The organism is Vibrio sp. OPT24 (assembly GCF_015163545.1).
GTDB classification, from domain to species: Bacteria; Pseudomonadota; Gammaproteobacteria; order Enterobacterales; family Vibrionaceae; genus Vibrio; species Vibrio cyclitrophicus.
On record NZ_JADDYI010000020.1, the window covers coordinates 45,529 to 57,088 of the forward strand.

Below are 11,560 nucleotides of genomic sequence, written 5' to 3' on the forward strand. Positions count from 1 at the left end.
AATACGGCTAATTCAGCGAGTTAAGAAACGGTTTGAGTCACTTAAGCTGAAACCGAATTACTTAGTACCGAAGATTTTATCACCAGCATCGCCAAGACCAGGAACAATGTAGCCCTTGTCGTTTAGCTTCTCATCGATTGCAGCTGTGTAAAGCTCAACATCTGGGTGCGCTTTTTCTAGAGCCGCGATACCTTCAGGTGCAGCAACAAGGACAAGCACTTTAAAGACTTTACAGCCTTGCTCTTTTAGTAGATCAAGAGTTGCAATCATAGAACCGCCAGTCGCTAACATTGGATCAACAACTAGAGCAATACGCTCATCAATGTTAGATGCTAACTTGTTGAAGTACGGTACAGGTTCTAGTGTTTCTTCATCACGGTAGATACCAACTACACTAATACGAGCACTTGGCATGTGCTCAAGTACACCATCCATCATACCTAAACCAGCACGTAGGATTGGTACTACTGTTACTTTCTTACCCTTGATTTGGTCAACTTCTACTGGGCCATTCCAACCATTAATGGTTACTCGCTCAGTTTCGAAATCAGATGTCGCTTCATACGTTAGAAGGCTACCCACTTCTGTTGCTAGCTCGCGAAAACGCTTAGTGCTAACCTCACCTTCACGCATCAGGCCAATTTTATGTTTTACTAGCGGGTGTTTCACTTCAACAACTTTCATTTCCAACTCCGGCAATATTTAAACAAACCTGTAGATTATACACGAACTGTGTGGTTATTTCAGAATCTTTATTCTAATAAAAAAAACCGCGCAAACGTTTGCTCTTCGTAATCAAGCCCTGTTAGAATAGCGCCGTTTTCACATCCAACTTAAGTTCGAGGACTATCCCGTGAGTGGTAATACTTCTTCTCTAAGCTACAAAGACGCTGGTGTTGATATCGACGCAGGTAATGCACTAGTAGACCGTATTAAAGGTGCAGTTAAACGCACTCGTCGCCCTGAAGTGATGGGCGGTATTGGTGGCTTTGGCGCCCTATGTGAACTTCCAACGAAATACAAAGAGCCAGTACTGGTTTCAGGTACTGATGGTGTTGGTACTAAACTTCGCCTTGCTTTGGATCTGAAAAAACACGACACCATTGGTATCGACCTAGTGGCAATGTGTGTGAACGACCTAATCGTTCAAGGTGGTGAGCCGTTATTCTTCTTAGACTACTACGCAACAGGTAAGCTAGATGTAGATACAGCTGCAGACGTTGTTTCTGGTATTGCTGAAGGCTGTGTTCAAGCTGGTTGTGCACTAATCGGTGGTGAAACAGCTGAAATGCCAGGTATGTACGAAGGTGACGACTATGACGTAGCTGGCTTCTGTGTTGGTGTTGTAGAAAAAGCTGACATCATAGATGGCACTAAAGTAGCAGCAGGCGACGCACTTATTGCTGTTGGCTCAAGTGGTCCACACTCAAACGGTTATTCTCTAATTCGTAAAGTTCTAGAAGTTTCTGGTGCTGATAAGAGTGAAGAACTAGAAGGCCGCACAATCGGTGAGCACCTACTAGAACCAACTAAGATTTACATTAAGTCAGCGCTTAAGATGATTGCTGAGCATGACATTCATGCTATCTCGCACATCACAGGCGGTGGTTTTTGGGAAAATATCCCACGCGTACTTCCTGAAGGCACTAAAGCAGTGATTGATGGCAAGAGCTGGGAATGGCCTGCTATCTTCAATTGGCTACAAGAGAAAGGTAACGTGGAAACATTTGAAATGTACCGCACTTTCAACTGTGGTGTAGGCCTAGTTGTGGCTCTACCTAAAGATCAAGCTGAAGCAGCTGTTGAACTACTGAAAGCTGAAGGCGAAAACGCTTGGGTTATCGGTGAGATCGCAAACGCTGAAGCTGGTGAAGAGCAAGTAGAAATCAAATAAGTGATGTATTCACTTATTTAGTTAATCAATGAGGACCTAATGGTCCTCATTTTGCTATTTGGCCCGCAGAAAACCTTAGTTTATGTAGGTAAATTGTAAACAGTCCTGTTAACTAATCGTATGACCCACTCTATGAAAAATAATCACTCAAATAAAACCAGTCACTCTAAGAAAAACATCGTTGTTTTAGTTTCAGGAAGCGGAAGTAACTTACAGGCAATTTTAGATGCCTGCGATAACAATATGATTGATGCTTCTGTTAAAGCTGTGTTCTCAAACAAAGCAGAGGCTTTTGGGTTAGAGCGAGCAAAGGCCGCAGGTGTTAACGCACATTCTGTTAATCCAAAAAACTTTGGTTCACGCGAAGAGTTTGATCATGAATTGATGGTTCAAATCGATGCTTACCAACCCGATTTGATCGTGCTCGCGGGCTACATGCGTATTCTAAGTTCAGAGTTTGTTCGCCATTACGCAGGGAAAATGATCAACATCCACCCTTCTCTACTTCCTAAATACCCCGGCTTACACACCCATCAGCGCGCTATTGATGCGCAAGATAAAGAGCACGGTACAAGTGTTCACTTTGTAACAGAAGAACTCGATGGCGGACCTGTGATCTTACAAGCTAAGGTACCAGTTTTTGAAGACGATGATGCTGACATGTTAGCAAGCCGAGTCCTCACCCAAGAGCACTGTATTTATCCGATGGTCTGCAAATGGTTCGCTGAAGATCGTTTATTAATGGTAAACGGGCAAGCAATCTTAGACGGTATAGCATTGGGCAAGCACGGTTACGCAGAAGAGTAGTTCGTCAAAAACTAAATCAAATAAAAAGGCCGCTTACTGATCTTTTGGTTCAGTAAGCGGCCTCTCTTTTGTTCAGAGCAAATAATACTACCCGGAGGTTTTAGCTCAATGGCTCAGTCGGTGCTTGGCTCGCAACTTTTTTAGGTGCGTAAGCAACATCTTCTAACGCTTGATGGTTGTTACCTATCAGCTCACCAAAATGAAACAGCGCATATTCGCCAGGCTTCATTCTAAACCACTCCTCATTGCATGTAAGAGGTTGAGTTGCCACTACGGTAACTATATCGTTCGGCGTGGTCTCTTCTTGGAAGTTAATCTCAACGTCTTCATCAATTAAGCTCGCGTTGCCAAAAGGCGCGCGTCTTGTTATCCAGTACAAATGATTGGTACAGTACGTCATCACATACTCACCATCACTCAACAACATGTTGAAGACACCTTTATCTCGTAACTGGTCACAACACTCAGCAACAAAGCGAAACATGCCTTCCATGTCTTGAGGCGGTTCAGGAAAGCGATCCTCGAGCTGTTTTAATAACCAACAAAAAGAGAGCTCACTGTCCGTCTCACCTACCGGTCTGAAACGACCACTGATAAGATCATCGTAGTCTGTTAACTGACCATTGTGCGCAAAAGTCCAGTATCTTCCCCAAAGTTCGCGGGTAAAAGGGTGAGTATTTTCAAGATTAACCCCACCACGGTTGGCTTGACGAATATGACTGACAACAGCCTGGCTTTTAATTGGGTAGTTTTGAACCAACTCTGCGATCTTAGATTCACAGCTAGGGTTAGGATCTTTAAAAGTACGAAAACCCTTTCCCTCATAAAAAGTGATACCCCATCCATCACGGTGTGGACCTGTGTTACCTCCACGCTGCATCAGACCAGTAAAACTAAAACAAATATCAGTTGGCACATTCGCGCTCATACCGAGCAATTCACACATGGTTTAATCTACTCCCTATTAAAACCAGCAGAGCCTAAGCTGTGCTTTAAATCTCTGTAAACGACTATTCCATTTCTTTTTCAACAAGTTGAATCACAATATGAATAATCTTAATGTGAATTTCTTGAATGCGATCTGCGTAACCAAAATGTGGAACTCGGATTTCGATGTCTGCACAACCTGCCATTTTACCGCCATCTTTACCTGTTAGGGCGATGGTTTTCATGCCTTTCGCTTGAGCAGCTTCAATCGCTTTTAAAATGTTGCCAGAGTTGCCAGAAGTCGACAAACCAAACAGCACATCACCTTTACGGCCTACCGCTTCTACATAGCGAGAAAATACGTGGTCGTAACCAAAATCATTACTCACGCAAGATAAATGGCTAGGATCTGAAATCGCAATACCAGCATAACCTGGGCGGTTCTCACGGTATCGACCAGTAAGCTCTTCCGCGAAGTGCATGGCATCACAGTGTGAGCCACCGTTACCACAAGAAAGCACTTTGCCTTCTTGTTTGAATGAGTCGGCAATCAGTTTTGCAGCCGCTTCAATTTGAGCGATGTTGTGGTCATCGCTCAAGAACTTGTTAAGAACGTCAGCAGCTTCGTTCAATTCACTTTTGATTAGGTCTTGGTACATAAGGCTTATCTCTTATTTTTTTGGCGCAGTTTAACTTGCGCGAAACGAGAATTGAGGGGTTCCCCCTCTTTATATCACTGAGTTTACCCACAAACATGAAATAGTGTCGACACTTAAGCCCAAAGATTGCCACCTTTATTAACCAGTCACTGTCGATCCGCCCAAATATTCACCACCAACCTCTCACAATTAGAATTTTAACTCTATTCAGATCGCTTTTTATCCAATTTAGAGTTTTACAAATATTTAATATTTTGTTTACACTTAACTGGTTAGACCTCTTACCTAAAACTTAATAACAATAAGTGATCTCTGAAAAGGAAATCGATCATGAACATATTGCTCTCCCTACTCGGCATGACCGTCATCTTAGGCGTCTGTCTTTACCATAGAGTTAGTCTTGTGCGTGCATTAGTTGTACTAACCTGCGCGATGATAGCACTCACACTGTTTGACGGCGTCGCGATTACTGGCTGGCTTTGTTACCTATTAGCAGTAGCGATTTTTGCTGTACCGACTATTCGTCAAACCCTAGTAAGCCAAAAGGCGCTTTCTCTATTTAAGAAAGTTCTACCAGCAATGTCTCAGACAGAAAAAGAGGCTCTAGAAGCAGGCACTGTATGGTGGGAAGCAGAGCTATTCAAAGGCAAGCCTGAATGGAAAAAACTACAAAACATCGCCGATCCAAAACTCTCTGAAGCTGAACAAGCATTTTTAGATGGCCCGGTTAATGACGTGTGTGAAATGGTCAATGATTACCAAGTGACACATGAACTTGCTGATTTACCGTCAGAAGTATGGCAATACCTGAAGGACCATAAATTCTTCGCCATGATCATCAAGAAAAAATACGGCGGTTTAGAATTCTCAGCTTACGCTCAATCCTTGGTTCTACAAAAGCTAACCGGCGTGTCTAGTGTATTGTCATCAACCGTAGGCGTACCTAACTCATTAGGCCCCGGTGAACTATTGCAACACTACGGTACAGAAGCACAAAAAAACCACTACCTCCCACGTTTGGCAGAAGGTAAAGAGATCCCGTGTTTTGCCCTAACTAGCCCAGAAGCTGGTTCAGATGCCGGTTCAATCCCTGATTACGGCATTGTATGTAAAGGAGATTGGCAAGGCGAAGAAGTACTTGGAATGCGTTTAACATGGAACAAGCGTTATATCACTCTTGCTCCTGTCGCAACCGTTTTAGGGTTAGCCTTTAAACTACGTGACCCTGATGGTCTGCTTGGAGATAAACAAGATCTTGGTATTACTTGTGCGTTGATTCCAACGGATTTAAAAGGCGTTGAGATTGGCAACCGTCACTTTCCGCTTAACGTTCCGTTCCAAAATGGCCCAACGCAAGGCGACGACCTTTTTGTGCCTATCGACTTCATCATTGGTGGTCAGAAAATGGCAGGTCAAGGCTGGCGTATGCTGGTTGAGTGTTTGTCGGTTGGCCGTGGTATCACACTGCCTTCAAACTCGACAGGTGGCATTAAATCTGCGGCATTAGCTACAGGCGCTTACGCTCGCATTCGTCGTCAATTCAAGCAACCTATCGGCCGTATGGAAGGGGTTGAAGAACCACTGGCACGTCTAGCAGGAAACGCCTATGTAATGGATGCGGCAAGTAACCTAACCGTCGCAGGTATCGACCTTGGCGAAAAGCCTTCGGTTATCTCTGCAATCGTTAAGTATCATTGTACCCACCGTGGCCAACGAAGCATCATTGATGCGATGGATATCGTCGGCGGTAAGGGTATTTGTTTAGGTCCATCCAACTTCTTAGCACGTGGCTACCAAGGTTCGCCTATCGCCATAACAGTTGAAGGTGCAAACATCCTGACTCGTTCAATGATCATCTACGGCCAAGGGGCGATTCGTTGTCACCCTTACGTACTTAACGAAATGGAAGCCGCTTATTCTGAAAGCAGCGATGCGCTTGATAAGTTTGATTCAGCGTTAGCAGGGCACGTTAGCTTTACTATGAGCAACCTAGTCCGCAGCTTGTGGTTTGGTTTAACCGATGGTCGTGGTTCAGATGCACCAACACCATTAAATAAAACAGATAAACAGACACAGCGCTACTACCAACAGCTTAACCGCTACAGTGCCAACCTAGCGCTACTTTCTGACATCTCAATGGCCGTTTTAGGGGGTTCATTGAAACGCAGAGAACGCCTATCAGCAAGACTGGGGGATATCCTGAGCCAACTCTACTTAGGTTCAGCAACACTGAAACGCTTTGAAAGCGAAGGCAGCCACGCTGAAGATCTACCGCTAGTACATTGGGGTATGCAAGACAGCCTAAGACAGACAGAAATTGCTATTGATGAGTTTTTAGCAAACTTCCCTAGCCCTGTGATTGGTCGTTTACTTCGCGTTGTATTGATGCCATTTGGCCGTATTCGTCGCGCACCAAACGACAAGCTGGATAGCCAAGTAGCGCATATTATTCAAACGCCGAGCGAAACACGTTCACGTATCGGCCGTGGTCAATACTTAGAAGCAACTGAACATAACCCAGTAGGTAAGATTGAGAAAGCACTCGAAGTGATTCTTCAAGCTGAGCCACTGTTCGATAAAGTTTGTAAAGAAACGCATCAAAAACGCGCTTTCTTACGACTAGACCTTGTCGCTCAATTAGGGCTTGAGAAAGGCATCTTAACGGAGAAAGAAGCTGCGTTGCTTGTCAGTGCAGAGGAACACAGACTGTATACAATTAACGTTGACGATTTCTCTCCAGAAAAGCTTGCTTCAAAATCACAGTACCCAGATCAATCAATTGAGAACGTTGCCTAGCATCGATAACCAAGACTAAACGAGACATTAAAATCGAACGGGTAGCTGAAGCAAACAAGCAATAAAAAACGGGACTCTTATGAGTCCCGTTTTTTTAATAACGACTATGATTCTTTACAATACCAACGCAAATCGGCCTTACACCAATGATTTATATGCCAATGCTCATACTTACAAAGACCATATAGCTTGTAAGCTTACTTAGGTGCCTTTAACTGCATTTCTGGTTGAGCCTTTTTCTTCACTTTCACCTTTCGAACCACAAACCAAACCAACAAACCCAATAGAATCGCGATCACATTGCCCACAGCTATAATGATCATACTACGTTGCCTGTCATCTTCTCGCTTCTGAAGTATCATTAATTCTGCTGCGATACGCTTTTGCTCCTCAAGCGCTTCTGCTTGAAGGCGTCGTGACTCCGCTAAATCGATATCTTCAACAACGCTGTACGATTGCTCAGTAATTGGGAAAATCAGCGGACGCTGGCTTGAAGCATCAGTGGCATAAACCATCCCCGACCAGTTATAAATACCCAGTTCACCAGCGTAAGGTACCTCTAGAGACACTTTCATTGCATCAACCATAGCTTGGCCTTGTCTGTACATAACAAACTCATCAGGAGCCTTGTGCTCAACATGAACCGCCAAAGAGCTGGGCGCGATCATGCCTTGCTCGCCGGACACAACGATAGTATGAGGTAAACCCTCTTTGCGAGACTGGATAAAAGTAGTGGTAATGGGGGTTGGATACACGAGTACTTCTTGTTCTTGCGCTCGCAAAAACACGCCATTGCCAGAGGTTATACGAGCTCGGTATTTACCCGGTTCAATATCAATAGGTAACGATACTGTGAATACGCCATCTCCGGCTTTTTCGTCTAAACCTGTACCGTCGTCGGCAAACTCTCCCATCACAACAGGGACCGGGCGCGCCTCTCTGACTAGAGAATCTTCATTTTCGACAAATTTAGTAAAGGTGACTTTAAGTTTCACGCGATCAAGGAAATCGCGCAGTACTAGAGGCTTACCATCTGAGGTCAAACGAGCGGTGAACTTGATGTGTTCGGTTTGATACAACTTATTTGGAAATTCGTTGGCATCCAAAACCAAATGAGACAATAGTTTAATGTTGTTCTTAGGTGAGACTTTACCTATCGCTTGCCAAGGGCCTGGCATTGGCTTATCAATAGAGACAATGTCCATAGATGATTCTTCGTACCAACGGACGTTATCAGCATTGCGCCAAGAGTAGTATTTCTTGCCATCAGGGCGAACCAAAACGACGGGTTTAGAGTTATCGGCTCGATAAATCACAAAGGTGACTTGTTCAATACTGGGATCAACGCGAAAACGGTTATCCAATAAACTCATTACGGATTCCGTTGCGGCATGTAAGCTAAAGCTTAACAGCAATAAGTAACCGGTAGCCAATACCCTTAACATACTTTCTCCCTACTGACGCCAAAGGCAGCTTCCGCTTTTCTCGACGAGGTCTAAACGATTTTGATGCGCTTCTACTTCATCGGCCGTAGCTCGTAAAACCTTTAGGGATTTTCGACCACTTTCTACTCTTCGTATACTTTCGGCTTCGCCTTCTTGTTGGCCAGCGTTAAATTGTAGCGAAGTTTGCCCACCCGTCATCAATAAGTAGACGTCGGCTAGGATCTCCGCATCGAGCAATGCGCCGTGGAGAGTACGGTGCGAGTTATCAATACCGTAACGGTCACATAAGATATCTAGGTTGTTTCTTTTACCTGGGAATATCTTCTTCGCCATTGCCAAGGTATCGGTGACTTTGCAGTAGTCATCCGTTTTACCTATCGCAGGATTAAGCTTCTCAAACTCATAGTCCATAAAACCCGTATCGAAGGGCGCATTATGAGCCACCAGCTCCGCACCTTTGATAAAGTCGAGAAACTCTTTATGTATATCTTGGTATTCAGGCTTATCAATCAAGAATTCATCGGTAATACCATGAACGCCAATCGCCTCTTCTTGAATCGCACGATCGGGCTTGATGTACACGTGGAAATGACGCCCGGTCAACCTACGGTTGATGATCTCTACTGCACCAATTTCAACGATGCGGTGGCCCATATAGTGAGGACCACCTTCTGTATTCATACCTGTGGTTTCGGTATCGAGTACAACAATGCGCTTATTTTCGTTCGAACTGTTTTTTTCGTTCGTGCTTTGTTCTGGAGTGCTACTGGTATTCATAAGGATAACTGTGTCAGACTATGCCGATAATGTGCTTGAGGTAATAGTATCAAATCATGACGAAACAAGTTGAAATTTTCACTGATGGTTCTTGTTTAGGTAACCCTGGTCCGGGTGGCTATGGTATCGTACTTCGCTACAAAAAAGTCGAAAAGACACTAGCAGAAGGCTTCACGCTAACAACCAATAACCGTATGGAAATGCTCGCCGCTGTTGTTGCTCTCCAAACCCTCAAAGAGCCTTGCTCTGTGATTTTGACCACCGATAGCCAATACGTACGCCAAGGTATCACACAGTGGATTCACAACTGGAAAAAGCGAGATTGGAAAACAGCTGATAAGAAACCTGTTAAAAACGCCGATCTTTGGCAAAGGCTTGATAAAGAAACTGCTCGTCACACCGTTGATTGGCGCTGGGTAAAAGGACATGCGGGACACAGAGAAAACGAAATGTGTGATGACCTAGCGCGAACTGCGGCTGAGAATCCAACTCAAGAGGATACTGGTTATCAACCAAGCTAATTATCTTGGTTCAATTCGATGTAACATTTGAACCAAGATAGTTTCTCGAACTGATTGATAACTTATTAAAGAAATTGATAATTTCTTAGCCCAATGAATAGATGAAAAGCCGACCTCTAGTCGGCTTTTTCTGTTTTTAGCGGGTATGAAGCTTTGGCTGAATCCATTGTACGACGCGTATTGGTTCTAAAGCTCGCTCCAACAGGAGAAAAACGTCGTTTAAGGTGCCAATGAGGCTTAATCGGTTTGAGCGGATAAGTACGCTTGCGAGCAACAATAAAGTATTGGCTTCCCGCAAAGGAGGCACAACCGCCCAAGCTATTCTCTAACCAAGTCCACATCGCCTGATATTTACTCATCGGAAACAGCGCGTAGGTATCACAGTGGATCACTTCATAATTTAGTACACCTAACCAGTCTTTAACTCGACTTGGCGTATACATGCGCCCACTCCAAGGTAAACTGTTTCTTCGCCAAGGTAGTAAACTCGCAAGCCCAGTAAGACTAAACGGATTAAAGCCTGTGATGATAATATAGCCATCGTCCATCATCACTCGGTCAACTTCTCTCAATAACCTATGTGGGTCATTGCTATAATCTAATTGATGACTGAGCACCACAACATCAAAACTTTTCTCTAAAAAGGGTAAATTATAGCCATCCGCTATCACATTATGTAATGGGTTCTGGATATCTAGGTTTACTTGATGTTGAATGTTGCATGTGCAGCTAGAAATCTCACTACTGAGGCCGCCGAGCTTGAGCATGTGGTAACCAAAAAGCTTTGGACACCACTCATCGAGTCGAGTTTGAATTGATTCTCTCAACCAGTCCCCATTGTGCAACTGTGCCCAAGTGTAAGGACGCTCAAACTTCTTTCTGCTACGCGCTGGCTTCATCAATAATCTATCTCACTTATTCTGTCTCACTAAAAGTGACTGGAGATCCAATAATGTTACATATCAAAAGCATACCTGCATTTAACGATAATTACATCTGGCTGATTGAAAATAGCGATCGCCGTTGTGCTGTCGTCGACCCTGGTGATGCGGCTCCAGTATTAGAGTACTTGGCACATCATGAGCTAACTTTAGATGCAATCTTGATTACACACCACCACCATGATCACATTGGTGGCGTTCCAGAATTAGTAAGGCAACACCCTGGCGTTGATGTAGTGGGCCCAAAGAACGAACCGATCCCAACGTTGACTCACCCTGTCGACGATGGTGACCAGTTAGAGCTGTTTGGCGAAGTCTTTCTAGTACTTGGGCTCAGTGGACACACCGCAGGTCACATCGGTTATGTCGGTGATGCTAAGTTATTTTGTGGCGATGTATTGTTCTCAGCGGGTTGTGGTCGAATCATGGAAGGCACACCACAACAAATGTTTGACGCGCTGAATAAGATCACGGCACTTCCTCAAGAAACGGAAGTCTATTGTGCACACGAGTACACAGCAGCTAATGTCGCTTTCGCACTTGCCGTTGAACCTGATAACCAACATTTGCAGCAATATCGAGACCAAGTAAACCGACTGCGCGCTCAGAATAAGTCGACCATCCCCACAAATTTGAGACAAGAGAAGTTTGTGAACCCTTTCTTACGTTACACAGAGCCAAGTGTAGTTAAATCAGTATCTAATCGTACCGAGCAGACCGATCCTTTATCAGTCTTTACCGCTTTACGTGCGTGGAAGGACGAATTTTAACAAATCCATACTTGTCACTCATA

11 protein-coding genes are annotated in these 11,560 nt (G+C 44.2%); 5 read left to right on the top strand and 6 right to left on the bottom strand.

Features of this window, described 5'->3' with window-relative positions; all coding sequences use genetic code 11:
• Positions 1-57: 57 nt before the first annotated feature.
• Positions 58-684, bottom strand: coding sequence for a uracil phosphoribosyltransferase (upp, locus tag IQO02_RS05905; RefSeq protein ID WP_102282768.1), 627 nt, complete (start codon positions 682-684; stop codon positions 58-60).
• A gap of 169 nt (positions 685-853) precedes the next feature.
• Here upp and purM point away from each other — a divergent pair, with 169 nt between their 5' ends.
• Together purM and purN are read left to right on the top strand one after the other, a co-directional pair.
• Positions 854-1,894, top strand: a complete 1,041-nt coding sequence (gene purM, locus IQO02_RS05910; protein ID WP_010436562.1) for a phosphoribosylformylglycinamidine cyclo-ligase — start codon at positions 854-856, stop codon at positions 1,892-1,894.
• A 132-nt stretch (positions 1,895-2,026) separates the two neighbouring features.
• Complete coding sequence (purN, locus tag IQO02_RS05915) at positions 2,027-2,701, top strand: phosphoribosylglycinamide formyltransferase (protein WP_010436560.1); 675 nt, start codon at positions 2,027-2,029, stop codon at positions 2,699-2,701.
• Positions 2,702-2,801: 100 nt separating this feature from the next.
• Here purN and IQO02_RS05920 read toward each other — a convergent pair whose 3' ends face one another.
• Positions 2,802-3,647, bottom strand: a complete 846-nt coding sequence (locus IQO02_RS05920) for a class II glutamine amidotransferase (RefSeq protein WP_010436557.1) — start codon at positions 3,645-3,647, stop codon at positions 2,802-2,804.
• Between the two features lie 64 nt (positions 3,648-3,711).
• Positions 3,712-4,287: a D-sedoheptulose 7-phosphate isomerase gene (gene lpcA / locus IQO02_RS05925; RefSeq protein WP_008222941.1), complete on the bottom strand. Its 576-nt coding sequence runs from the start codon at positions 4,285-4,287 to the stop codon at positions 3,712-3,714.
• 330 nt (positions 4,288-4,617) lie between these two features.
• Between lpcA and fadE the strand changes: the two genes are divergently transcribed.
• On the top strand, positions 4,618-7,083 hold the full coding sequence (fadE, locus tag IQO02_RS05930) for an acyl-CoA dehydrogenase FadE (protein WP_029189427.1): 2,466 nt from the start codon (positions 4,618-4,620) through the stop codon (positions 7,081-7,083).
• A 197-nt stretch (positions 7,084-7,280) separates the two neighbouring features.
• Here fadE and IQO02_RS05935 read toward each other — a convergent pair whose 3' ends face one another.
• Positions 7,281-8,528: a TIGR03503 family protein gene (locus IQO02_RS05935; protein ID WP_016791319.1), complete on the bottom strand. Its 1,248-nt coding sequence runs from the start codon at positions 8,526-8,528 to the stop codon at positions 7,281-7,283.
• 9 nt (positions 8,529-8,537) lie between these two features.
• On the bottom strand, positions 8,538-9,305 hold the full coding sequence (gene dnaQ / locus IQO02_RS05940) for a DNA polymerase III subunit epsilon (RefSeq protein WP_010436546.1): 768 nt from the start codon (positions 9,303-9,305) through the stop codon (positions 8,538-8,540).
• A gap of 56 nt (positions 9,306-9,361) precedes the next feature.
• Between dnaQ and rnhA the strand changes: the two genes are divergently transcribed.
• On the top strand, positions 9,362-9,826 hold the full coding sequence (rnhA, locus tag IQO02_RS05945) for a ribonuclease HI (RefSeq protein WP_010436543.1): 465 nt from the start codon (positions 9,362-9,364) through the stop codon (positions 9,824-9,826).
• 116 nt (positions 9,827-9,942) lie between these two features.
• Here the strand turns inward: rnhA and IQO02_RS05950 are convergent, their stop codons facing one another.
• A complete protein-coding gene (locus tag IQO02_RS05950; protein ID WP_016787743.1) occupies positions 9,943-10,725 on the bottom strand; it encodes a class I SAM-dependent methyltransferase in 783 nt (260 codons plus the stop codon).
• A gap of 53 nt (positions 10,726-10,778) precedes the next feature.
• On the opposite strand from IQO02_RS05950, the gene gloB reads away from it, so the two are divergent.
• Positions 10,779-11,537, top strand: coding sequence for a hydroxyacylglutathione hydrolase (gene gloB, locus IQO02_RS05955; protein WP_016796160.1), 759 nt, complete (start codon positions 10,779-10,781; stop codon positions 11,535-11,537).
• The last annotated feature ends 23 nt before the right edge of the window (positions 11,538-11,560 follow it).